Below are 24,362 nucleotides of genomic sequence, written 5' to 3'. Positions count from 1 at the left end.
AAAGACCCGCTTAAAAGGCTAGAAATGGTGTCCACTTAAATCAGGTGGACACCATCGCCTTTGGCGTCGGGGCCAGGAAGGTGTGTTGGCCGGACGGATACCGTGAAAGTTCTGTTGCGTCTCCATTAATGCCTGCGGGATTTCGCGTAGTTGGTTATGGCTCAGGTCCAGGTTTTGTAGCTCGGTGAGTTGAAACACCCCGTCGGGCAGTTGGCTGATCCGCGTGTTGTGCAAGTGCAGCGAGGTCAGTCTTTGCAGGCCAGTGACGTCCGGCGCGTGGCCCAGTGGGTTGTTGCTCAGGTCCAGGAACTCCAGGCTGTGCAGGTCGCTGACCGTACGCGCGGTGGCCGGGGTCAACCGGATCGCGCAGTGGGACAGTTCCAGGCTGGTGAGCTTGGGCATGGCAAAGATCGCCGTGGGCAGCCGCTCCAGGGTGCAGTGGCTCACGTTCAGCGATTGCAGCTCGGTGAAGTTCTTGAGCGTGCCGTCCACCTGTGTGGTGGTGATCGAACCCTTGAATTCAAACGCCGTGACATGCTCGAAGCGCGCGCTCAATGGTGGCAACTCACCGATGATTGGCAGGTTGACCAGCACGGCATGGGTCGGCGTATAGTCCAGGCTTTCTTCGTCTTCCGGGCTTTCGCGGCGCCAGGCTTCTTCAAGCAGGCGCTTGAAGTGGCTGCGGTTGCCCTCTTCGGCGATGCGGGTCAAATCATCCAGGTCGTTGCCCAGCACCGGGTGCCGGGTGGGCACGTCGTCGGCCCAGCGTTGCAGGTCACTGACCAGTTGCTGGTATTCGGCTTCCAGTCGTGTCAGGGCGGCATCGACTTCATCCATGTTGCCCGCCAGCTTGAAAATCAAACCGTCTGCGTCGCGGGGTTGCAGTCTTGGGTAGAGTCGCTGCGCCCACTCGCGTTGTGCCGCCGGTGCTTGGGCATTGAAAAATGCCTGTGTGCGCTGGCAGTAGCGTTTGATCTGCTCAAGGGACGTGTACGACAGCGGGTTGGCGGATAGATCGAACGCCTGGCTGCTGCTGACCGGTAACTCGAATAACGCCGCTGGCAAGTGTTCGATGGCGTTGCGGCTCAAGTTGATCACCTGGCGGGGCATGGTGCGCAACAGCCCGGGCGGCACCGCGCTCAGCCCGGTGTCGGTCAGCAGCAGGGTGCCCAGTTCTGGCAGTTGGCTGAAATCCGGCAGCTCGCCCAGCGGGTTGCCGCTCAGGCTCAAGTGCCGCAGTTGCTGCATGTTTTCAAGGCTTGCGCGGCTATTGGCGGATAGCTTGATCGAGCAGTTTTCCAGCTCGAGGAACCACAGTTTTGGCAGGCCAAAGACCGCTTGGGGAATGTCCGTCAGCGGCGCTTGGTGCACGTTGAGCACATGCAACTCGGGGAAGCGGGCGAGGAATGCATCGACGTTGCCCAGGCCTACGCCGTCCTCGATCACCAATTGCGCGACGTGTCGCCAAGTGGCCTTCAGGGTGGGCATGTGCCCGGCCAAGCGGCGCGATATCACTAATGAGTGGCGCCGCCCGGTGGGTTGGGTGCGCTCGCGGCGCCAACTGTTTTCCAGCAACTGGCTCAGCTCATTTCGGCGGCGATACTCCGTTGGGCTGAGGTCGGGAGCCTGTTGCCACTGCGTCAACTCGGTTTGCAGCTGTTGCAGCTCGCCTGCCCGGTTGGCCAATTCAATCTGCCCGGCTTCGAGGTTGCCCGGCAATTTATAGATGAATTGATTGAGTTCCTCCTGGCTCAGGCTCGGATACAGCAGGCGCGCATCGCGCAGGTCGGCGGCGGGCGCGTCGATATCGAAATAAACGCCATGGAGCTGATAGTAGGTCTTGACCTGCTCCAGAGTGCGGCGCGACAGCGGGTTGTCGCTCAGCACGAAGCTGTCGGCTCGCTCGGGCGACAGCGTGAACAGTTCGGCTGGCAGCTCGCGGATCTGGTTGTCATTGAGCAGCACCACTTGCAGTTCGGGGCGCGTCAATACGCCGGCCGGCAGGTGTTCGATGGCGGCCTGCGTCAGGTCCAGATGAATCAGGTGCGGCATGGCTTCAACGCTGGGCGCCAAGCCCAGGGGGTTGTTGTGCAAGGCGAGGATCTGCAAGCCATGCAGCGAGCCGAGACGGGCCTGGCTGGCGGGGGTGAGCCTGATGTTGCAGGTGCTCAGGTTCAGGGCGTTCAGGCGCGGCATGCTGAAGATGGTTTCCGGCAGCGTGCCGAGGTTGAACCCGGTGACGGAGAGGTGACGCAGCCGCCGAAAACGCCCGATGAAAGCAACGGCGCCTGGGCTGTCGGGGAAACCGTAGAGCGTTAGCAACGACACATGGTCGAAGTTGGCGGTCAGTTCGGGCAATGGGCCGAGGGTAGGGTATTCCATGCGCAGGCTGTGGCCGTTTTCGTGGGCGGCTTCGAAGTAATCATCTACATCGGTCTCGCGCCGCCAGCATTGGCGCAGCTGCTTTGCGCTCATGTAGCGGTTCTGCGCTTCGCGGACTTGCTCGGCGTCGGACAAGGGCGCTCCGGTGCCCGGGTGAGTCGTGAGGGGTTGGCGCTCCCATGTGCTCAGGTCGCGGTCCAACTGCCCGTATTCCTCGGCCAGCGCGGCGAGGCCATTGGCGACGCCGCTGGGTTGCGCGTGCAGGTGGGTGAGCAAGTCATGAATTTGCCGTGGGTTGAGGGCTGGGTACAGCTGGCGTGCGCGCTGTTCTAACGTTGGGGGTTGCGTCGCCGGGGCGGCAAGCCTTGGGTAGCCGCTGTCGCTTCCCAGATGGCGCTGGGTTTCCAGGCTGGGGGGCTCGGCGGCGTCACCGCCCAGCACGTGGCGCAGTTCGTCGCGTTTAAGCGGGTTGTGGCGCAAGCGTTCTTCAAGCAAAGGGCCTTGGCCGATGCCGATGCCCAGGGCGTCTCGTTGCGCATCGGGCAAGGCATTGAGGACGGCGGTGTACAGGTCGGTTTCGCCGAACAACGGGCCCTTATCGTCGTAGGGGACATAGCGGCCGCCGGCCGTGCGCACCACTGTGCGTTGGATCGGCGCGTCGTCCGGGCCCACCTGCAGCCAACTGGCAGCGGCGGCGTCGAGGTGCCGGGCATCGAGGCGCAACTGATCAGACCAGCCTGGCAGCAGTTTCAGGCTGTTCAAGGCCAGGCGGTCAGTGTCCAGGTTCGGCGGCGCCACCAGGTGCTGGCCTTCGTAGGCGCGGTTAAGCCGCAGTTCGGCCAGTGCGCTTTCAGCCAAGTGGGCCAGGCGCGGCGGTGTACGCTGGTAGCCCAGTTCCTCCAGCTCAAAGGCGCTGGCCTGGCCCAGCAGTCGGGTGATGAGCTTGGTCGGCAGGCCGGGCGCGGTCTGCATCATGTGTTGCACTGGCGGTTGCTCGGTCAGTTGATACTCGGCATACCGCGCCTCGAACAGCTCGGTGCGATGTCGCTCGGCCAGACGCGCGAGTTTCTTGCGCAGTTGCTTCACGCGGTTTTCCAGGCGCAGCTCGGGGTCGGCAGCCACCTCGCCGAATTGCCTGCGGATTTCTTCCGGGCTCAGGGCTTGCAACAGGGTCCTGAGCAGGTCGCCATTGGTCATTTGCGCCTCGTGGATCTGCACCACGGGCTTGTTCTGATCACCGAATGCCCAGGCGGTGTTGCCCTCGGCGTCAACAATGCGCAAGGCGCGGGTGTTGGGCCAGTCGCCGTAGGTGGTGAGCAACTGGAGCATGTCCTGTGGGTCGACCTGCGCGTGTTGCGTGGGGTCGTCGCTGTCGAGGCGTTCGATCAGGGTTTGCAGGCTGCGGTCCAGGCGCAGACGGTCGAGGGTGTCGTCCAGCAGCGGCGGCACCGGGTCGCTGCGCACGTGCATTTGGCGCAGGGCGTTTTCATTCACGCCGCTGAGGCTCAGCGCCAGTTGCTGGTCAGCTTCGCTCAACTCGGCGACGCGATGGCCCAGGCGCCGCAGCAGGGTGGGGTGATCCCATTGCAGTGGCGTGTCCAGCTCACTGTGCCAGGCACCGGCGCCGTTGTGCTGCACGCGCGGGGTGTAGGCCTCGGGACGGTTGGGGTGCTTGATCACATAAGTGTCTTCATTCGCGTGTTTTTGCACGGCGTACAGCTTGCCTTCCAGGGGCAATATCGACTCGCCGCGCATCCGATGCAGCCCTTGCGAGTCGATGCCCAGGCGTGGTGGCAGGCGGATGTGTTGTTGATAGGGCGTGAGGTCCGGCTGCCAGTAACGGCGGGCACCGCTGGCCAGCGTGACGGGTTTGAAACGGTCGATAAAAGCCAGGACGTCAGGGGGCAAAACCCTGCGTAACTGCGCCGCGCCAATCGTGCTGCCTGCACCAAAGGCACCCAATTGCACCAGGGATTGCAGCACGCTCATCAAGTGGCCGAACGCCTCTTGGGACAAGCCTTCGGCCCAGTCAACAATGCCTTCGAACACGTCATCCAGCAGTTGGTAGGCCATGTAACCGAGCATTAACTCGCCCAGCCCGGGAATGAACGGTGCGACGATCAACAGCGCGGCGTTGAGGATCGACGACGCCACATTCACAAACGAATCCCATAGGGCCCAGCGCGCATTGCGGTCCACTGTGGCCGTGGACACGGCTTGGGTGCGCGCATCGTTGAGGACCTGATTGAGCTTTTGCTGATAGAGGTGCAACCAGATATTGCCGTGGACCAGTGTGGCGACAAATTGCAGCTTGGGGGCGTCGGTGGGTTCCTTGCGCCAGGCGGGCAGGCCGCTGCCGTAGTCGGTGGGGTGCCATTTGACTCGCGCCAGGCGCTGGCTCAGGTTGGCGAAAAACACCCCGCGCTGTGCATGGGGGACGAAGCGGCTGAAAAACGTCTGGTAGTCGGGGTCACGCAGTTGATGGGTCAGTTCCTGTTGGAAGGCCAGCGCCGAGGCGTATTCCTTGAGCGGTTGCTGCGGGTCGTCCGGCACGTAGGCGACCAGGCGCTGTACCGAACGGGAGGTTTCCAGGTCGGGAGCGATCAGCAGGATGCCTGCCAGTGGCGCGTCCATCATCTGCAAGGTGTGGCAGTGCAAGGGCTGGGTGTCGAGGCTCAGGTCACTGCGGCCCTGCAGTAGGCCTTCGACCTGCCGCGCAAAGTCATCGCGAATATCACCGCGCTGACGCGCCAGTTGCAGGGCGACGCGCAGGGCGGCTTTGTGGCTGGCGTCGACCTTGGCTTGCAGTACCGCGGCGCTCACCGGTTCGTTCAGGCCCAGTTGTGTGCGCAGGTACGTCTGGTAGTGCGCGCCGATATCCAGCTCGCGGCACAACCGGGTAAAGGTGGTGATGCCGATTTTTTCGCGGATGGCAGGCAGGGTGTCGAACTGGCCGGTGGCATTGGGCGGTGTGATGTAGGTCGAGTCGATCTCGAAGGCGTCGTCGAGGGTTTCGCTGTGTTCGAAGTTGTGCAGGGCGGCGTCCAGCAGTGACACGGTCCAGGTGCGCGCGGCGCCCGAAGGGATCGAAAACCACGGCACATGTTGTGGGATATAGAGGCGCAGAAAGACCGATTCGCTGTTCAAGTCCAGGCCGAAGCGGGTCAGCAGTGCACCTTCCAGCCGCGCACGGGCAAATGCCCGTGGGCCTTGCACCTGATTGAGGGCGTCATCCACCGCATTTTGCGCGTTCCAGTGCACGCCGGTCAGGCGCTTGAACTCGGCATTGGTGGCATGCGCTTGCAGGGTTGCCTCGGCCAAGGCCCGTCGCCGGGTGCTTGACGCCTGGCCCAGCCAGGGCGCAATGGCATCTTTCAGCAGGGCATAGTGACGGTCCGGCTGTGCGGTATCGTCGGTGAGAGAGGGCGTACTCATGCAAAATCTCTGATAGTCAGGAAAGCGCATCAGTAGATCAGCGCGTTTCACGCGGCCTGCTCTAGATAGTTAGTTTAAACTGCGCCATTGCGACGCTATTTGTCGCATTGGCGTAAACCCGCCAAAATCGCGGGTTGGCGCTATAAGAAGTTGTCGCTTGGCGGCAAGGCCGCGCTGAAAACTGTCCTTACAATCCCTGCATCGCCCGCCAGTTCCAGGCAGGCGTTCCTCTTCAGGAGACTCCGATGTCCGTTGAGCAAGCCCCGGTGCAACGTGCCGATTTCGACCAGGTCATGGTGCCTAACTACGCACCGGCCGCATTCATTCCTGTGCGTGGCGAAGGTTCGCGCGTGTGGGACCAGGCGGGTCGCGAGCTGATCGACTTTGCCGGCGGCATCGCGGTCAACGTATTGGGCCATGCCCACCCGGCGTTGGTTGGTGCACTGACCGAACAAGCCAACAAACTGTGGCATGTGTCGAACGTCTTCACCAATGAGCCGGCCCTGCGCCTGGCGCATAAGCTGATCGACGCCACCTTTGCCGAGCGCGTGTTTTTCTGCAACTCCGGCGCCGAAGCCAACGAGGCCGCGTTCAAGCTGGCCCGTCGTGTTGCGTTCGACCGTTTCGGCACTGAGAAGTACGAGATCATCGCTGCGCTGAACAGCTTCCACGGCCGTACCCTGTTTACTGTCAACGTCGGTGGCCAGTCCAAGTACTCCGATGGTTTCGGTCCTAAAATCACTGGCATCACTCACGTGCCTTATAACGACCTGGCTGCACTGAAAGCCGCCGTGTCGGACAAGACCTGCGCCGTGGTACTGGAACCGATCCAGGGCGAAGGCGGCGTACTGCCGGCTGAACTGGCTTACCTGCAAGGTGCTCGCGAACTGTGCGACGCCAACAACGCGCTGCTGGTGTTCGACGAAGTGCAAACCGGTATGGGTCGTAGCGGCAAGCTGTTCGCCTACCAGCATTACGGCGTTACGCCAGACATCCTCACCAGCGCCAAAAGCCTGGGCGGCGGTTTCCCGATTGCAGCGATGCTCACCACCGAAGCGCTGGCCAAGCACCTGGTGGTCGGCACCCACGGCACCACCTACGGCGGCAACCCGCTGGCGTGTGCGGTGGCCGAGGCGGTGATCGACGTGATCAACACGCCAGAAGTACTGGCCGGTGTGAACGCCAAGCACGACCTGTTCAAGGCGCGCCTGGAACAGATCGGCAAGCAATACGGCATCTTCACCGAAGTGCGCGGCATGGGCCTATTGATTGGTTGCGTATTGAGCGACGCGTTCAAAGGCAAGGCCAAGGACGTGTTCAACGCGGCCGAGAAAGAAAACCTGATGATCCTGCAAGCCGGTCCGGACGTGGTGCGTTTTGCGCCGAGTTTGGTGGTGGAGGATGCGGACATCAAGGAAGGCCTGGATCGTTTTGAGCGTGCTGTGAAGGCGCTGACGCAAGCCTGATAGCAACACTTTTTGCTGGCCGGACCGTTTCCAAATGTGGGAGCGGGCTTGCTCGCGAAAGCGGTGGTTCAGTCGCCAGGTGTATTGACTGACAGATTGCATTCGCGAGCAAGCCCGCTCCCACATTTGGGCCTGAGTTGAATCAGGCACTGTCCGGCATTTTTTCCTCTATGAGTTTTTCGAGTTAAGGAGTGACACCATGCTGGTGATGCGCCCCGCGCAAATGGCTGATCTGGGCGAGGTACAGCGTCTGGCTGCGGACAGCCCGATTGGTGTCACCTCCTTGCCGGATGATGTGGAACGCCTCAGCGACAAGATCGCCGCCAGCGAAGCTTCCTTCGCCGCCGAGGTGAGTTTCAACGGTGAAGAAAGCTATTTCTTCGTGCTCGAAGACACCGAGACCGGCAAGCTCGCCGGCTGCTCGGCTATCGTCGCGTCGGCGGGCTATTCCGAGCCTTTCTACAGTTTTCGTAATGAGACCTTCGTGCACGCCTCCCGCGAGCTGAAGATCCACAACAAGATCCACGTGCTTTCCCAGTGCCACGACCTGACCGGCAACAGCCTGCTCACCAGCTTCTATGTGGTGCCGGAGCTGGTCGGTTCGCCGTGGTCGGAACTCAATTCCCGTGGCCGCCTGCTGTTTGTCGCCAGCCACCCTGAGCGCTTTGCCGACTCGGTGGTGACCGAGATCGTCGGCTACAGCGACGAGAACGGTGACTCGCCGTTCTGGGACGCCATCGGTCGCAACTTCTTCGACCTCAACTACGCCGCCGCCGAGCGCCTGTGTGGGCTCAAAAGCCGCACCTTCCTCGCCGAGCTGATGCCGCACTACCCGATCTACGTGCCGTTGCTGCCGGATGAAGCCCAGGAAGCGATGGGCCAGGTGCACCCGCGTGCGCAGATCACCTTCGACATCCTGATGCGCGAAGGCTTCGAGACCGATCACTACATCGACATCTTCGACGGTGGCCCGACGTTGCACGCACGGGTCTCGGGCATTCGCTCGATTGCCCAGAGCCGCGTGGTGCCGGTGAAGATCGGCGAGATGGTCAAGGGTGTTGGCCGCCAGTACCTGGTGAGCAACGCGCAGTTGCAGGATTACCGCGCGGTGATGCTGGAACTGGACTACGCGCCCGGCAAACCGGTGACCCTGGACCTGGCGGCCGCCGAAGCCCTGGGCGTTGGCGAAGGCGCGAGTGTGCGTTTGGTCGCGGTTTAAAGAATTGAGTGTCGCGGGTGGCTGCCAAACAGCGGCCCGTCTGAGGAGATAGCATGATCGTTCGTCCCGTACGCAGCAGCGATTTACCGGCCCTGATTGATCTGGCGCGCAGCACCGGCACCGGCCTTACTACGTTGCCGGCCAACGAAGAGCGCTTGACGCACCGGGTAGGCTGGGCCGAAAAAACCTTCCGCGGCGACGCCGGGCGTGGCGATGCCGACTACCTGTTCGTGCTGGAAAACGACGAAGGGCGTGTGGTGGGGATTTCCGCGATTGCCGGTGCCGTTGGCCTGCGTGAGCCTTGGTACAACTTCCGGGTAGGCCTGACGGTCAGCGCCTCCCAGGAACTGAATATCTACCGTGAGATTCCGACGCTGTTCCTGGCCAACGACCTCACCGGCAATTCCGAGCTGTGCTCGTTGTTCCTGCACGCCGATTACCGCACCGGCCTCAATGGCCGCATGCTGGCCAAGGCGCGCATGTTGTTCATCGCAGAGTTCCCGCAACTGTTCGGCAACAAGATCATTGCCGAGATGCGCGGTGTGTCCAACGAAGCCGGGCGCTCACCGTTCTGGGAAAGCCTGGGCCGCCATTTTTTCAAGATGGAGTTCAGCCAGGCTGATTACCTCACGGGCGTAGGCAACAAGGCATTTATTGCCGAGTTGATGCCGAAGTTTCCGCTGTACAGCTGCTTCCTGTCCGAAGACGCACGCAACGTGATCGGCAAGGTTCACCCAGACACCGAGCCTGCGCTGAGCATGCTCAAGAGCGAGGGGTTCAGCTACCAGGGCTATGTCGACATCTTCGACGCGGGCCCTGCAGTGGAGTGTGAGACCACCAAGATTCGCGCGGTGCGTGACAGCCAGTCGCTGGTACTGGCCATCGGCACGCCGGGGGACGACGCCACGCCGTTCCTGATCCATAACCGCAAGCGCGAGGAGTGCCGCATCACGGCCGCTCCGGCCCGCCTGGCGGCAGGCACGCTGGTGGTCGATCCACAAACCGCCAAGCGCCTGCAACTGGTCGTAGGTGATCAAGTGCGTGCCGTACCGTTGTCCGCTGCTCGGGAGTCGAAGTAATGAATTCGTTGTACATCGCAGGTAGCTGGCTGGAAGGTCAGGGTGAGCTGTTCGAATCGCGCAATCCGGTGACTCAGCAGGTGCTGTGGGCGGGTAATGGCGCCACTGCCGAGCAAGTCGAGTCTGCCGTGCAGGCTGCGCGCCAGGCGTTCCCGGCCTGGGCCCGCCGCTCGCTGGAAGAACGTATCAGCGTGCTGGAAACCTTCGCCACTACCCTGAAAAAGCGTGCTGATGAAATCGCCCGCTGCATCGGCGAAGAAACCGGCAAGCCGCTGTGGGAGTCGGCCACCGAAGTCACCAGCATGGCCAACAAGATCGCCATCTCGGTGCAAAGCTACCGTGAACGTACCGGCGAGAAGAGCGGCCCCCTGGGCGACGCCACTGCCGTGTTGCGTCACAAGCCCCACGGCGTGGTGGCAGTGTTTGGCCCGTACAACTTCCCGGGTCACTTGCCCAACGGGCATATCGTCCCGGCGTTGCTGGCCGGTAATACCGTGTTGTTCAAACCCAGCGAGTTGACGCCAAAGGTCGCCGAGCTGACCGTGCAGTGCTGGATCGAAGCCGGCCTGCCCGCGGGCGTACTGAACCTGCTGCAAGGTGCGCGGGAAACCGGCATCGCCTTGGCGGCCAACCCAGGAATCGACGGGTTGTTCTTCACCGGCTCCAGCCGCACGGGTAATCACCTGCACCAGCAATTCTCCGGGCGTCCGGACAAGATTCTGGCGCTGGAAATGGGCGGCAATAACCCGCTGGTGGTTGATGAAGTGGCCGATGTGGATGCGGCGGTCTACACCATTATCCAATCGGCGTTTATCTCCGCTGGCCAGCGTTGCACCTGTGCGCGTCGTCTTCTGGTGCCGGAAGGGGCATGGGGTGATGCGTTGCTCGCAAGATTGGTCGCGGTCAGTTCAACGATTGAAGTGGGCGCGTTCGACCAGCAACCGGCACCGTTCATGGGCTCGGTGATTTCCCTGGCGGCTGCCAAAGCCTTGATAGACGCCCAGGAATTGATGCTGGCCAACGGCGCCGTGGCGCTGCTGGAAATGACCCAGCCGCAGGATCAGGCCGCGCTGCTGACGCCAGGCATCATTGATGTGACCGGCGTGACCGAGCGCGAAGATGAAGAGCTGTTCGGCCCGTTGTTGCAGGTGATTCGCTACGCTGATTTCGAAGCCGCGATTGCCGAGGCCAACAACACCCAGTACGGGTTGGCTGCAGGTTTGCTGTCGGACTCCGAGGCGCGTTACCAACAGTTCTGGCTGGAAAGCCGTGCCGGTATCGTCAACTGGAACAAACAGCTGACTGGTGCGGCGAGTACGGCGCCGTTTGGTGGGGTAGGGGCCTCGGGCAACCATCGCGCCAGTGCGTATTACGCGGCGGATTATTGTGCGTACCCGGTGGCTTCGCTTGAGACTCCAAACTTGGTGGTCCCAGCGACATTGACCCCTGGGATAACATTGATCTGAAAATGTGGGAGCGGGCTTGCTCGCGAATGCGGTCTGTCAGTTGATGTATCAGGTGACGGGTCCACCGCTTTCGCGACCGAGCCCGCTCCCACATTGGATCTCTGTTGTGTTGAAAATTGCCTATAAAAACAGATGTTCGTGGAGCCTCGCCGATGAAATCCTATGAAGTCAATTTTGACGGTCTAGTGGGGCCGACCCATAACTACGGCGGTTTGTCCTTCGGCAACGTCGCGTCCCAGAGCAACAGCCAGCAGCATTCCAACCCCAAGGAAGCGGCGTTGCAGGGCCTGCAAAAGATGAAGGCCCTGATGGACATGGGCTTCGTGCAAGGTGTGTTGGCGCCCCAGGAACGCCCGGACGTGGCCGCCTTGCGCAGCCTCGGTTTCAGCGGCACCGACGCGCAGGTCATTCAGCAGGCAGCGAAGGAAGCCATGCCGCTGCTGGTCGCCAGTTGCTCCGCGTCGAGCATGTGGGTGGCCAACGCCGCTACCGTGAGCCCGAGTGCCGACACCTTTGACGGTCGCGTGCATTTCACCGCCGCCAACCTCAATTGCAAATACCACCGCAGCATCGAACATCCGACCACCAGCCGTGTGCTAGGAGCGATGTTTGCTGACGCGCAGCACTTCGCCCATCACGCCGCATTGCCCGCGGTGGCGCAGTTTGGCGACGAAGGCGCAGCCAACCACACGCGTTTTTGCCGTGAGTACGGCCAAGCGGGCGTTGAGTTCTTCGTGTTTGGCCGCAGTGCGTTCGACCCCCGTTACCCAGCACCGCAAAAGTACCCGGCGCGCCAGACACTCGAAGCTTCCCAGGCCGTTGCACGCCTGCATGGCTTGAAGGAGTCCGGTGTGGTCTACGCCCAGCAGAACCCAGCGGTGATCGATGCCGGCGTGTTCCACAATGACGTAATCGCCGTGGGCAATGGCGAAGTGCTGTTCTACCACGAGGACGCGTTTCTCAATACCGAGCAAATGCTCGCTGAATTGCACGGCAAGTTGGGCAAGTTGGGCGGTAACTTCCAATCCGTCTGCGTGCCCCGCGCGCTGGTCAGCGTCGAGGACGCAGTGCGTTCTTACCTGTTCAATAGTCAGTTGCTGACCCGCTCCGACGGCTCGATGCTGCTGATCGTGCCGGAAGAATGCCGTGCCAACGAACGCGTTTGGCAGTACCTGCAAGGCTTGACCGCGTCCGGCGGGTTGATCCGTGAAGTGAAAGTCTTCGATCTCAAGCAAAGCATGCAGAACGGCGGTGGCCCGGCGTGCCTGCGCTTGCGCGTTGCGTTGAACGAAACGGAACTGGCGGCGGTGAATCCAGGCGTTATCATGACCGCGCCGTTGTACGAAACACTGACCCAGTGGGTCGGCAAGCACTACCGCGACAGCCTGCGTGAAACCGACCTGGCTGACCCGCAATTGCTGCTTGAGTGCCGGACGGCATTGGATGAACTGACGCAAATCCTTAAACTGGGCTCGGTTTATCCTTTCCAGATCAATTAACGCCGCACGGCGAGAGCTAAAATATGACCACCGACACCCTCAAACTGATTCTTGAAGACACCGACGGCACCCAGCTGGAAACCTCCTGCACCCGCGTCGCCGTGGTCTGGCAGGGCAAGGAAATCTGGATCCAGCACGACGGCCGTGGCCAACTGCTGATCGGTGTGGACGTGGAAGAAGGCGACGCCGAGTACGCCAACCTGCTGATGCGCCCACTGGCCACCAACCTGATGAGCCTGCAATTGGAAATGGAACCGGCCGACGTTGAAGGTGACGACGATCACGTTCACGGCCCAGGCTGCAACCACTAAGGAAGCTGCTTATGCTCGCCCTCGGCAAACTGCTTGAACTGACCCTCGCCGGTCGTGAACCGGCGCAAAAAATTCAACTGACTGTCGACGGCGTGCAGATGCGCTGGCTCAGCGAGGGCGCGCTTGAAGTGCGCCCGCCGCAGGGTCGGGACAATGGCGGCGACCTGCTGCTGTCGTCTGGCATCCATGGCAACGAAACCGCGCCGATCGAACTGCTCGACCGCTTGTTGCATGGCATTGCCCGTGGGGAGATCAAACCCCGCAACCGTATTCTGTTCCTGTTCGGCAACCCCGAGGCGATGCGCCGCGGCGAGCGTTACCTGGAGCTGGACGTCAACCGGCTGTTCAATGGCCGTCACGAACAAAACATCGGCCCGGAGGCCATGCGCGCCGCCGAGCTTGAGCAACTGGCTCGTAGCTTTTTCAGCCTGCCCGACCGTTCGCGCCTGCACTACGACCTGCATACGGCCATTCGTGGTTCGAAGATCGAACAGTTCGCCCTGTACCCGTGGAAAGCCGGTCGCCAGCACTCCCGTCGCGAACTGGAGCGTTTGCGCGCCGCTGGCATGGAAGCCGTGCTGCTGCAGAACAAGACCTCCATCACCTTCACGGCGTTTACCTACGAGCAACTGGACGCCGAGGCCTTCACCCTGGAGTTGGGCAAGGCGCGGCCGTTCGGGCAGAACCAGGGCGTAGACGTGTCTCGCCTGGAAACCCGCCTGAAGCAGATCATCGAAGGCAGCGAGCCTGAGACCGACACACTCGACGGTTTGAAACTGTTCGCGGTTGCACGGGAAGTCATCAAGCACAGCGATGCCTTCCTCTTGCACTTGCCGACGGACGTGGAAAACTTTTCAGAACTGGAAAAGGGCTATCTGCTGGCCGAAGACGTGGCCAAGACCCGTTGGGTGATCGAGGAGGAGGGTGCGCGCATCATCTTCCCCAACCCAAAGGTCAAGAATGGTTTGCGTGCGGGCATATTGATAGTCCCGACGTCGGATGCCGGGTTGGCGTAGATCTCAAGGTTTTAGCGCTATCCAATGTGGGAGCGGGCTTGCTCGCGAAGGCGGTGTATCAGTCAACCTGTTCAGTGACTGACACACCGCCTTCGCGAGCAAGCCCGCTCCCACATTTATTTCGCGGTGTTATTTAGACGGCTACAGCGCGCGGCTCGCTACGACGGATCGCGCGCACTTTGTGCAAGGTATCGGCACAGGTACGTGCCGCTTCCTGACCCTTGTGCACAAAGTGATCGTGGAAGAACGCATGATGTTCGCTGCCCGCATGGAAGTGATGCGGCGTCAGGGACACCGAGAACACCGGCACTTCCGTTTCCAGCTGTACTTGCATCAATCCGCTGACCACCGATTGGGCGACGAATTCGTGACGGTAGATACCGCCGTCTACCACCAATGCGGCAGCGACGATACCGGCATAACGGCCAGTCTTCGCCAGTAGCTTGGCGTGCAGGGGCATTTCAAATGCGCCACCGACTTCGAAGAAATCGATGTCCGATTCCTGGTAGCCCTGGGCGATGATTTCGGCGAGGAAGCCTTTACGGGATTGGTCGACAATATCCTTGTGCCAGCAGGCCTGGATAAACGCGATACGCTCGCCGTGATGGTTCTTGCTTTTGCTGTCGATTGCGGTGGGTTGCATGTTCTGACTCCTGTTTAAGAAAAAAACAGGGCGTTATGAATCGAATGGGATTTAAGGGTACGCCTGCCCGAATCGGCGCGCGGCCCTTAGGTGCCAATCCCGTTCTCTCTTCATCCGGACTATGACCGTCGGCCCCGGGATCACACCGGGTCTGCTGACCTTGTCGCCGTCCTGCGTGAGCAGTTCGAGGCGCCAAGCGCTCGCGGGCTATACACGTTGCGTGTAATTACCGCCGGTGGGGAATTGCACCCCGCCCTGAGAACGTTGCCGCCAGAACCCTGGCGGCGGAGAGTTTTTAACACGGTTTTTCCAAAACTGCACGATCGTCGTATCGATAAGCTATATCGGTTTGTTTGGTTGGTATTCGATTGAATGCGCAGGGGGCTTGATATTCCGTGGCTTTGCCCGCAGTAATCACTCTGAAAAGGAACTTACTGAACCCCAAGAGGCTTGTTTCATGTCTGTGATCGACCTGCGCAGCGACACCGTGACCCAACCCACCCCCGGCATGCGGGACGCCATGGCCGCTGCCGCCAGCGGCGATGACGTGTATGGCGAAGACCCTAGCGTCAACCATCTGGAGGCCGAACTGGCCAAGCGCCTGGGGTTTGCCGCTGCGTTGTTCGTGCCCACCGGCACCATGAGCAACCTGCTGGCGTTGATGGCTCACTGTGAGCGCGGCGAGGAATACATCGTCGGCCAACAGGCCCACACCTACAAATACGAAGGCGGTGGTGCGGCGGTACTCGGTTCGATCCAGCCGCAGCCGCTGGAGGTACAGGCCGACGGCTCGCTGGACCTGGACCACGTGCTCGCAGCTATCAAACCCGACGATTTCCACTTCGCTCGCACCCGCCTGCTGGCACTGGAAAACACCATGCAGGGCAAGGTGTTGCCACTGGAATACCTGGCCAAGGCGCGAGCGTTCACTCGTGAGCACGGCCTGGCCTTGCACCTGGACGGCGCGCGGATCTACAACGCGGCGGTCAAGCTGGGGGTGGATGCGCGGGAAATCGCCCAGCATTTCGACTCGGTGTCGGTGTGCTTGTCCAAGGGCTTGGGTGCGCCGATTGGCTCGGTGCTGTGCGGCTCCACGGCGCTGATCGCCAAAGCGCGCCGCCTGCGCAAAATGGTCGGCGGCGGTATGCGTCAGGCCGGCTCCCTGGCGGCGGCCGGGTTGTACGCCCTGGACCACCAGGTGCAGCGCCTGGCAGACGACCACGCCAACGCCCAATGGCTGGGGGACGAATTGCGCAAAGCTGGTTTCGAAGTGGAGCCGGTGCAGACCAACATGGTCTACGTCCAGATCGGCGATCAGGCCCAGGCGCTGAAAGCCTTCGCCGCCGAGCGCGGGATCAAGTTGAGCGCCGCGCCACGCCTGCGAATGGTCACGCATTTGGATGTCAACCGGGCACAGATCGAGCAGGTGCTGGCGACATTCGTCGAATTTTCACGCAAATGACCGTACAGACCGTCTAATTGAACCGCTCTATCGCATAAACACGCTGTACCACCGACAAAGGGCCGATATAATGCGGCCCTTTGCCGTCGCTCCGTCTGATGATGTTGCGCACTGGCCTTTGGCCGCAGCCTCCGTGGAAGAACCTAATGAAAAGCGCAGAAATCCGTGAAGCCTTCCTTCGCTTCTTCGAAGAGCAAGGTCACACCCGTGTAGCCTCCAGCTCCTTGATCCCAGGCAATGACCCAACCCTGCTGTTCACTAACGCGGGGATGAACCAGTTCAAGGACTGCTTCCTGGGCCAGGAAAAACGCGCGTACACCCGTGCTACCAGCAGCCAGAAGTGCGTGCGTGCCGGCGGCAAGAACAGCGACCTGGAAAACGTCGGTTACACCGCCCGCCACCACACCTTCTTCGAAATGCTGGGTAACTTCAGCTTTGGCGACTATTTCAAGAAAGATGCGATCACCTTCGCCTGGACCTTCTTGACCGGCGTGCTGAAGCTGCCCAAGGAAAAGCTCTGGGTCACCGTCTACGCGACGGACGACGAAGCGTATGACATCTGGACCAAAGAAATCGGCGTGCCTGTCGAGCGCATGATCCGTATTGGCGACAACAAAGGCGCGCCGTACGCTTCCGATAACTTCTGGACCATGGGTGATACCGGCCCGTGCGGCCCTTGCACCGAGATCTTCTACGACCACGGCGCCGACATCTGGGGTGGCCCACCGGGCTCGCCGGAAGAAGACGGCGACCGTTACATCGAGATCTGGAACAACGTCTTCATGCAGTTCAACCGCACCGCCGATGGCGTGTTGCATCCGCTGCCAGCGCCGTCGGTCGACACCGGCATGGGCCTGGAGCGGATCAGTGCGGTGATGCAGCACGTTCACTCCAACTACGAAATCGATCTGTTCACTAACCTGCTGAGCGCGTCGGCTGCCGCCATTGGCTGCGCCAATGAAAACCAGTCCTCGCTCAAAGTAGTGTCCGACCACATTCGCTCTTGCGGCTTCCTGATCGCCGACGGCGTGCTGCCGTCGAACGAAGGCCGTGGCTACGTGCTGCGCCGTATCATCCGTCGTGCCTGCCGCCACGGTAACAAGCTGGGTGCCACTGGCAGCTTCTTCTACAAGATCGTTGCTGCGCTGGTTGCCGAGATGGGCGAAGCCTTCCCGGAACTCAAGCAGCAGCAAGGCAACATCGAGCGCGTGCTCAAAGCCGAAGAAGAACAGTTCTCCAAGACCCTGGAACACGGTCTGAAAATCCTCGAGCAGGACCTGGCCGAGCTCAAAGGCACCGTGGTGCCGGGCGACGTGGTGTTCAAGCTGTACGACACCTACGGTTTCCCGATGGACCTGACTGCCGACATCGCCCGTGAGCGCGAGCTGACCATCGACGAAGCCGGTTTTGAGCGTGAGATGGAAGCCCAGCGCGTGCGCGCCCGCTCCGCCAGCTCCTTTGGCCTGGACTACAACACCCTGGTCAAGGTTGATGTGCCGACCGAGTTCACTGGCTATAACGCCACGGTGGGTTCGGCCAAGATCGTTGCTATCTATAAAGACGGCAAGTCGGTCGACGTATTGAACGAAGGTGAAGAGGCGGTTGTGGTCCTGGACCAGACGCCGTTCTACGCCGAGTCCGGCGGCCAGGTCGGCGACTGTGGTTTCTTGAGCTCGACGTCCGGTCGTTTTGAAGTTCGCGATACCACCAAGACCGGCGGTGCGTTCCTGCATCACGGTGTCTTGGTGCTGGGTAATCTGACCATCGGTGCGCCGGTAGACACTCAGGTTGATGCTGACGTACGCCACGCCACTGCGTTGAACCACTCGGCCACTCACTTGTTGCACGCTGCATTGCGCCAGGTACTCGGTGAGCACGTCCAGCAGAAAGGCTCGTTGGTCGACAGCCAGCGCCTGCGTTTCGACTTCAGCCACTTTGAAGCGATCAAGCCTGAGCAGATCAAGGCTCTGGAAGACATCGTCAACGCCGAGATTCGCAAGAACACGGCGGTACAAACCGAAGAAACCGACATCGAGACCGCCAAGGCCAAGGGCGCCATGGCGCTATTCGGCGAGAAGTACGGCGACAGCGTGCGCGTGCTGAGCATGGGCGGCGATTTCTCGGTGGAATTGTGTGGTGGTATCCACGCCAACCGTACCGGCGACATCGCTTTGTTGAAGATCATCAGCGAAGGCGGCGTGGCCTCCGGTGTGCGTCGTATCGAGGCGGTGACAGGTGCTGCGGCCCTGGCCTACCTCAATGCAGCCGAAGAACAACTCAAGGAAGCGGCCAGCCTGGTCAAGGGCAGCCGCGACAACCTGATCGACAAGCTGTCGGCTGTGCTGGAGCGCAACCGTGCGCTGGAGAAGCAGCTGGAGCAACTGCAGGCCAAGGCTGCCAGCGCAGCAGGCGACGATCTGTCCGCCTCTGCGGTGGACGTCAAGGACGTGAAAGTCCTGGCGGCACGCCTGGATGGTCAGGACGGCAAGGCGCTGTTGGCGCTGGTTGATCAGTTGAAGAACAAGCTCGGCCGCGCAGTGATCCTGCTCGGCAGTGTCCATGAGGATAAGGTCGTTCTGGTTGCCGGTGTAACCAAGGACCTGACTGGCCAACTCAAGGCCGGTGATTTGATGAAGCAAGCCGCTGCGGCAGTGGGCGGCAAGGGTGGTGGTCGTCCGGACATGGCGCAAGGCGGTGGTGTAGACGCTGGTGCCCTGGACGCGGCCCTGGCCCTGACCGTGCCATTTGTCGAGGCAGGTATTTAAGGCACCGTTCACCGGCCCGTGGTCTAGTCGCGGGCCGGTGTGGTGTTGGTTGATTGGATAATAGGCGCCCCTTTACGGGCTGAGGCGGCTTAGAAATGGCTTTGATCGTACAGAAATTTGGAGGCACCTCGGTCGGTTCTGTCGAAAGAATCGAACAGGTAGCCGACAAGGTTAAGAAATTCCGCGATGCCGGTGACGACCTGGTGGTGGTGCTGTCGGCCATGAGCGGCGAGACCAATCGCCTGATCGATCTGGCCAAGGCAATCAGCGGTGATCAACAGCCGCTGCCGCGTGAGCTGGATGTGATTGTGTCCACGGGGGAGCAGGTGACCATCGCCTTGCTGGCCATGGCGCTGAACAAGCGTGGTGTGCCGGCGGTGTCCTACACTGGCAGCCAGGTGCGCATCCTTACCGACAGCTCGCATACCAAGGCGCGCATCCTGCAGATTGACGATCAGAAAATCCGTACTGATCTGCAAGCAGGCCGCGTGGTAGTTGTAGCGGGCTTCCAGGGTGTGGACGAGCACGGCAACATCACGACCCTGGGGCGTGGCGGCTCGGACACCACCGGCGTGGCACTGGCGGCGGCCCTCAAGGCTGATGAATGCCAGATCTACACCGATGTGGACGGCGTCTACACCACCGACCCGCGTGTTGTGTCCGTGGCCCAGCGCCTGGACAAGATCACCTTCGAAGAGATGCTGGAAATGGCCAGCCTCGGTTCCAAGGTGCTGCAGATCCGTGCGGTGGAATTCGCCGGCAAGTACAACGTTCCGCTGCGCGTATTGCACAGCTTCAAAGAGGGTCCGGGCACCCTCATTACTATTGATGAAGAGGAATCCATGGAACAGCCGATCATTTCCGGTATCGCATTCAACCGTGATGAAGCCAAGCTGACTATCCGTGGCGTGCCAGACACCCCGGGCGTGGCTTTCAAGATTCTGGGCCCTATCAGCGATGCGAACGTTGAAGTCGACATGATCGTGCAGAACGTTTCGCACGATAACACCACCGATTTCACCTTCACCGTGCACCGCAACGAGTACGATGCGGCTCTCAAGATCCTGGAGAACACTGCCAGCGAGATTGGTGCCCGCGAAGTGGTCGGCGATACCAAGATTGCCAAGGTGTCGATCGTAGGCGTTGGCATGCGTTCCCACGCCGGCGTTGCCAGCCGCATGTTCGGCGCGCTGGCCAAGGAAAGCATCAACATCCAGATGATCTCCACCTCGGAAATTAAAGTCTCGGTGGTGATTGAAGAGAAGTACCTGGAACTGGCTGTACGGGCGTTGCATACGGCTTTTGAGCTGGACGCTCCGGCTCGACAGGGCGAGTGATGTAATGCCAGGAAGGCGCGGTTTACCGCGCCTTTCCTTTTTTTGTAGGGCGCATGTTCTTTTGCGTGGGCTCGACAATACTTAGGCGTGTAGGGCTATGGCCATTGGCTTGTAGGTCGAACGCCTTTTTTTTGCAGACTGTTGTTCCTGAAATGAAATGCGTGAGGAGAAAGGTATGCTGATTCTGACTCGTCGTTGCGCAGAAAGCCTGATTATTGGTGATGGCGAAATCACCGTGACCGTGCTCGGCGTCAAAGGCAATCAAGTGCGTATTGGGGTTAACGCTCCGAAAGAGGTGGCGGTCCACCGCGAGGAAATCTACCTGCGGATCAAGAAAGAGAAGGACGAAGAACCAACCCTTTAATTTTTATCGTTTTTTATGTTTGCAAACGGGGATGAACGTGGTTAATATACGCCCCGTGTTGCGGAGAGCTGGCCGAGTGGCCGAAGGCGCTCCCCTGCTAAGGGAGTACACCTCAAAAGGGTGTCGGGGGTTCGAATCCCCCGTTCTCCGCCATTATTTGCTTAGTACGTTGCAATCTGGTTTTTTCGTTAAGTGATTGAAATTAAACGAAAAAATAGCTTTACATAGAGATTGAACGGCCTATAATGCGCGGCAACAAATGCACTCGTAGCTCAGCTGGATAGAGTACTCGGCTACGAACCGAGCGGTCACAGGTTCGAATCCTGTCGAGTGCACCATTTAAGAGTCAGTTGCAGCAATGCAGGTGACTTGGCTTCAACCAGTTGTGATCTGGTCTAAAAACACAATCTGCACTCGTAGCTCAGCTGGATAGAGTACTCGGCTACGAACCGAGCGGTCACAGGTTCGAATCCTGTCGAGTGCACCATACAAACAAAAAGCCCGCCTAGTGCGGGCTTTTTGCCGTCTGGGTTTTATGTTTTTGTCCTGCTCATGTGTTTTCCTTCCGAGCTGTGTCGTCGCAGTTCATAGATGCAGCCAATGCTCAGCTTTGTCTCGCAAGCGCTTGTTCTTTCCAGTTTTTTAACGTTTAAAGCGCGCGCAGCGTGTATCATTGCGCCCGTCAGCCCCGCCGGGGCTTGTGGAATACCTCCATGGACTTACCCAGTAGTGACTCAGTACCCCGTTTTACCAATCATGAATTGACTGATTGATCCTTCCGGCGTGCCCCGCTGCTGGGAGTGGAGTTCGCCTATGACCGAAGTAGAAGTAAAGAAAACACAAGAAAGCCTGCAGGATCGCCTGGCTCAAGTCATCGAGCTGCTGCAGCGCCAGCGCGTGGTCGAAGACCTTACGCACCGCCAGGATGGTCCAAATAACAACCTGGTCGAAAACCTGGTTCACCGGCAAAACCTCGTCGAGTTGCAACGCAAGCTCGATGACCTGCACTCCGCCGACGTTGCCTATATTCTCGAAGCCTTGCCGCTGGATGATCGACTGACCCTATGGCAGTTGGTCAAGGCTGATCGTGACGGCGACATTCTCCTAGAAGTATCTGACTCAGTCCGTGAAACGCTGATCGCCGACATGGACGATCACGAGCTCTTGGCTGCGGCCAAGGAGATGGATGCCGACGAACTCGCTGACCTGGCTCCTGAGCTGCCGCGCGACGTCGTGCACGAGCTGATGGAAGCCCTCGATGGCCAGCAGCGTGAGCGCGTACGCTCCGCATTGTCCTATGACGAGGATCAGGTCGGCGCCCTGATGGACTTCGAGATGGTCACCATCCGCGAAGACGTCAGCCTGGAAGTCGTCTTGCGTTACCTGCGTCGACTTAAAGAGTTGCCAGGTCATACCGACAAGCTGTTTGTGGTCGATTACGAAGGCATCCTCAAGGGTGTACTGCCGATCAAGCGTTTGCTGGTCAACGACCCGGATAAAAAAGTTGCTGACTTGATGGCCAGCGACACTGTGAGCTTTCACCCGGATGAAGACGCCTACGAGGCCGCCCAGGCGTTCGAGCGTTATGACTTGATTTCGGCGCCCGTGGTCGACAAAAACGGCAAGTTGATCGGCCGTCTGACCATCGATGAAATGGTCGACCTGATTCGTGAAGAGAGCGAAACCGAAGTTCTCAACATGGCGGGTCTGCGTGAAGAAGAAGATATTTTCGCATCGGTCTGGCGCTCGCTGCATAACCGCTGGGCGTGGCTGGCCGTTAACCTGATTACTGCGTTTATTGCTTCGCGGGTGATCGGGTTGTTTGAAGGTTCGATCGAGAAACTGGTGGCCCTGGCAGCGCTGATGCCAATTGTGGCCGGGATCGGCGGTAACTCGGGTAACCAGACGATTACCATGATCGTACGTGCTATGGCGCTGGATCAGGTAAGCACCGCCAATTCATCGCGCTTGCTGCGCAAGGAGCTTGCGGTTGGCCTGATCAACGGCCTTGTCTGGGGAGGTGTGATTGGTGTGGTGGCCTATTTGCTGTACGGCAGTTGGTCCCTTGGCGTCGTGATGACGGCTGCCATGACCCTCAACCTGCTCTTGGCGGCGTTGATGGGGGTGTTGATCCCTATGACCCTGGCCCGCCTGGGCCGTGATCCGGCAATGGGCGCCAGTGTGATGATTACCGCCATGACCGACAGCGGTGGGTTCTTTATCTTCTTGGGCTTGGCGACGATCTTCCTGCTCTGATTCATTCCGGCGGGGGCAGATCTGCCCCCCGCATCTCCCGGCATTCCCTTCCCAAATTCCATGCAAAAAAAAGCCAGCACGTGGCTGGCTTCGGCTTTCACTTGCAGATCAATTGGCTTCTGCGGCCGCCTCAACGTCGTGCGCGATAAGCGAGACGAGAGCATTTTGCTGGCGGTGGGAGAGCTGACGAAAACGCTGCAGCAGTTCGCGTTCGTGCAGTGACAGCTCGGGGCTGTCCAGGCGCATGCTCAACTCTTCGCCCAGCGCACCTTCCTGAATAAGGCTCTGTTCCAGGCGTGCGATGATTTCGGAGTTCATGCTTCGGTGATGATTGCGAGCCACCTCGGCAATGCGTTCCCGCATTCCGTCTGGCAGACGTACGACGAACTTGTCAGCCGTACGGCTGGAATAAATTGCCTGTTTCAATGGGCGCATATATTTAACCGGTTAGTTCAGGGGAGCGGTTTTTGGAATTGGCCGCAAGATGTGTGTTAGGACAAGGTTCGCAGCCAAATGTTCAACCTGAATTGCAAAGAGGCCGCATCATGCCTCAGATTTGCCATTTCCTTGGCGTCAATTCTGTGACAAATATTGAACTGCCTAAAGGCTTTATGCCAGCACTCATTTGCATTTTTGCGGACTGGTTGGAAAACTTTTCTACGAGTGATTCTGTAGGGGAACTTCCAGCAAGTCCTGGCCACCACAAGGGTTTAGGCCGCCTATCCTATAGCAAAGTGGCCTTTTGCCCGCAGTTTTAAGACTAGTGGCATTTTGCCGATTTGCGAGGGCGAGGCGACATAAGGTCGGGAGGGGAGGGGTCAGCGCAAAACCGGATCGAATTTGATTCGGCGACCCACGATCAGCGTGAGCAACAACAGGCTGGCGGATACGCCGGCGGCAATGAGTGCGGTGGTTTGCTCGCCTTCAGAGCTGGCGCTCAGGCCGAAAATGCCAGTGGCGAGGGTCAGGCATAGAAACAGCCAGGCAGATTTGGTCATGAGTGGTTTCCTCAGAAAACCCAGTGTTCAGAGACGGGAGCAGCTTGATCGCCTTGAGTCAGGCGTACCTGCGATTGCACGTTTGGGGTCATCACTGCCAGCTGCGGGCGCTGTTGCAGGTGGTGTGGCACGGCCTGGCTGATCTGTGCGGGGTCATTCGTGCCAGTCGTTTGAAAGTGGAACGTCACCAATGCAGCCAGGGCTACGGCATTGAGGCTCAACAGAAGGGCACTGTTCATGGTCATGTTCTCCGCTTGACGCCGTGGCTGAATGGGTCTTGTAGGAGAGGTATTGCAGGTCTTGTGCCAATCTATATATTCAATAAAATCAATGTCTTGAGTCTACTTTAAATGCTCTCAAGGTTGCAATTTGCAATGCTGGCATTTTAGGGGAGTGCATTTTGCACGATGGCGCCATGTGCCTGTGTTTACTGGGCAAAACCCGGATCGTCACAGGAGGGGTCGACCTACACTCAAAAAGCCAACGGACGACATGACAAAATCCACCTTGGCCGTTAACATGCACGCCGTCCGTCGCAGCGCCCTTGGCTCGGTGGCTGTCATTTGTCCCAGTAGCTCAATTGGATAGAGCATCCCCCTCCTAAGGGGAAGGTTGGCCGTTCGAACCGGCCCTGGGACACCAGATTCAAAGCCCCGCACAGAAT

17 protein-coding genes, 4 tRNA genes and 1 riboswitch are annotated in these 24,362 nt (G+C 59.9%); of the genes, 16 read left to right on the top strand and 5 right to left on the bottom strand.

The annotated features are described in order from the left end of the window. Nucleotides 1-18: 18 nt before the first annotated feature. The gene (locus tag HF257_RS03525; protein ID WP_185703169.1) at nucleotides 19-5,817 is read right to left on the bottom strand and encodes a leucine-rich repeat domain-containing protein; all 5,799 of its coding nucleotides are present in this window, start codon (nucleotides 5,815-5,817) and stop codon (nucleotides 19-21) included. Between the two features lie 245 nt (nucleotides 5,818-6,062). On the opposite strand from HF257_RS03525, the gene HF257_RS03520 reads away from it, so the two are divergent. The 7 genes from HF257_RS03520 to astE all read left to right on the top strand — a co-directional run bounded on the left by HF257_RS03520 (nucleotide 6,063) and on the right by astE (nucleotide 13,873). Then, nucleotides 6,063-7,283, top strand: a complete 1,221-nt coding sequence (locus HF257_RS03520; protein ID WP_185703171.1) for an aspartate aminotransferase family protein — start codon at nucleotides 6,063-6,065, stop codon at nucleotides 7,281-7,283. A 199-nt stretch (nucleotides 7,284-7,482) separates the two neighbouring features. Further along, nucleotides 7,483-8,502: an arginine/ornithine succinyltransferase subunit alpha gene (aruF, locus tag HF257_RS03515; RefSeq protein ID WP_003175655.1), complete on the top strand. Its 1,020-nt coding sequence runs from the start codon at nucleotides 7,483-7,485 to the stop codon at nucleotides 8,500-8,502. Between the two features lie 53 nt (nucleotides 8,503-8,555). Further along, nucleotides 8,556-9,581: an arginine N-succinyltransferase gene (astA, locus tag HF257_RS03510; RefSeq protein ID WP_033901301.1), complete on the top strand. Its 1,026-nt coding sequence runs from the start codon at nucleotides 8,556-8,558 to the stop codon at nucleotides 9,579-9,581. Beyond that, the gene (gene astD / locus HF257_RS03505) at nucleotides 9,581-11,047 is read left to right on the top strand and encodes a succinylglutamate-semialdehyde dehydrogenase (RefSeq protein ID WP_185703173.1); all 1,467 of its coding nucleotides are present in this window, start codon (nucleotides 9,581-9,583) and stop codon (nucleotides 11,045-11,047) included. Before astA ends, astD begins: the two co-directional genes overlap by 1 nt. A gap of 152 nt (nucleotides 11,048-11,199) precedes the next feature. After that, nucleotides 11,200-12,546, top strand: coding sequence for an N-succinylarginine dihydrolase (gene astB / locus HF257_RS03500; RefSeq protein WP_185703175.1), 1,347 nt, complete (start codon nucleotides 11,200-11,202; stop codon nucleotides 12,544-12,546). Nucleotides 12,547-12,569: 23 nt separating this feature from the next. Continuing rightward, nucleotides 12,570-12,857, top strand: coding sequence for a topoisomerase II (locus tag HF257_RS03495; protein ID WP_177013231.1), 288 nt, complete (start codon nucleotides 12,570-12,572; stop codon nucleotides 12,855-12,857). Between the two features lie 11 nt (nucleotides 12,858-12,868). Beyond that, complete coding sequence (gene astE, locus HF257_RS03490; RefSeq protein WP_185703177.1) at nucleotides 12,869-13,873, top strand: succinylglutamate desuccinylase; 1,005 nt, start codon at nucleotides 12,869-12,871, stop codon at nucleotides 13,871-13,873. Nucleotides 13,874-14,006: 133 nt separating this feature from the next. On the opposite strand, the gene HF257_RS03485 is transcribed toward astE, so the two are convergent. Next, nucleotides 14,007-14,516: a 6,7-dimethyl-8-ribityllumazine synthase gene (locus HF257_RS03485; protein ID WP_090369065.1), complete on the bottom strand. Its 510-nt coding sequence runs from the start codon at nucleotides 14,514-14,516 to the stop codon at nucleotides 14,007-14,009. Between the two features lie 97 nt (nucleotides 14,517-14,613). Then, nucleotides 14,614-14,783, bottom strand: a riboswitch (FMN riboswitch). A 190-nt stretch (nucleotides 14,784-14,973) separates the two neighbouring features. Here HF257_RS03485 and ltaE point away from each other — a divergent pair. The 8 genes from ltaE to mgtE all read left to right on the top strand — a co-directional run bounded on the left by ltaE (nucleotide 14,974) and on the right by mgtE (nucleotide 22,700). Then, complete coding sequence (gene ltaE / locus HF257_RS03480; RefSeq protein WP_185703179.1) at nucleotides 14,974-15,978, top strand: low-specificity L-threonine aldolase; 1,005 nt, start codon at nucleotides 14,974-14,976, stop codon at nucleotides 15,976-15,978. A 146-nt stretch (nucleotides 15,979-16,124) separates the two neighbouring features. Beyond that, nucleotides 16,125-18,743: an alanine--tRNA ligase gene (gene alaS / locus HF257_RS03475; RefSeq protein ID WP_185703182.1), complete on the top strand. Its 2,619-nt coding sequence runs from the start codon at nucleotides 16,125-16,127 to the stop codon at nucleotides 18,741-18,743. Between the two features lie 95 nt (nucleotides 18,744-18,838). Then, a complete protein-coding gene (locus tag HF257_RS03470; protein WP_185703184.1) occupies nucleotides 18,839-20,080 on the top strand; it encodes an aspartate kinase in 1,242 nt (413 codons plus the stop codon). A gap of 175 nt (nucleotides 20,081-20,255) precedes the next feature. After that, nucleotides 20,256-20,444 (top strand): carbon storage regulator CsrA, encoded by a 189-nt coding sequence (csrA, locus tag HF257_RS03465; RefSeq protein ID WP_009399024.1) that lies wholly within the window; start codon nucleotides 20,256-20,258, stop codon nucleotides 20,442-20,444. A gap of 62 nt (nucleotides 20,445-20,506) precedes the next feature. Further along, nucleotides 20,507-20,597: transfer RNA gene (locus HF257_RS03460), tRNA-Ser, on the top strand. A 108-nt stretch (nucleotides 20,598-20,705) separates the two neighbouring features. Continuing rightward, nucleotides 20,706-20,782 (top strand) — tRNA-Arg (locus tag HF257_RS03455). A 72-nt stretch (nucleotides 20,783-20,854) separates the two neighbouring features. Continuing rightward, nucleotides 20,855-20,931 (top strand) — tRNA-Arg (locus tag HF257_RS03450). A gap of 326 nt (nucleotides 20,932-21,257) precedes the next feature. After that, nucleotides 21,258-22,700 carry a magnesium transporter gene (gene mgtE / locus HF257_RS03445; protein WP_135291620.1) on the top strand — a complete coding sequence of 481 codons (1,443 nt, stop codon included), beginning with the start codon at nucleotides 21,258-21,260 and terminating at the stop codon, nucleotides 22,698-22,700. A 108-nt stretch (nucleotides 22,701-22,808) separates the two neighbouring features. Here the strand turns inward: mgtE and HF257_RS03440 are convergent, their stop codons facing one another. From HF257_RS03440 to HF257_RS03430, 3 genes are all read right to left on the bottom strand, one after another. Beyond that, nucleotides 22,809-23,135 (bottom strand): Arc family DNA-binding protein, encoded by a 327-nt coding sequence (locus HF257_RS03440; RefSeq protein ID WP_003193592.1) that lies wholly within the window; start codon nucleotides 23,133-23,135, stop codon nucleotides 22,809-22,811. Nucleotides 23,136-23,518: 383 nt separating this feature from the next. Next, a complete protein-coding gene (locus HF257_RS03435; RefSeq protein ID WP_185703186.1) occupies nucleotides 23,519-23,698 on the bottom strand; it encodes a PA3371 family protein in 180 nt (59 codons plus the stop codon). A gap of 11 nt (nucleotides 23,699-23,709) precedes the next feature. Further along, nucleotides 23,710-23,937: a hypothetical protein gene (locus HF257_RS03430; RefSeq protein ID WP_185703188.1), complete on the bottom strand. Its 228-nt coding sequence runs from the start codon at nucleotides 23,935-23,937 to the stop codon at nucleotides 23,710-23,712. Between the two features lie 326 nt (nucleotides 23,938-24,263). Here HF257_RS03430 and HF257_RS03425 point away from each other — a divergent pair. Next, a tRNA-Arg gene (locus tag HF257_RS03425) sits at nucleotides 24,264-24,340 on the top strand. Nucleotides 24,341-24,362: the final 22 nt, after the last annotated feature.

This window comes from Pseudomonas cremoris, from assembly GCF_014230465.1.
Note: the sequence above shows the minus strand (reverse complement) of the source record. Positions and strands in the feature narration are given on the sequence as shown.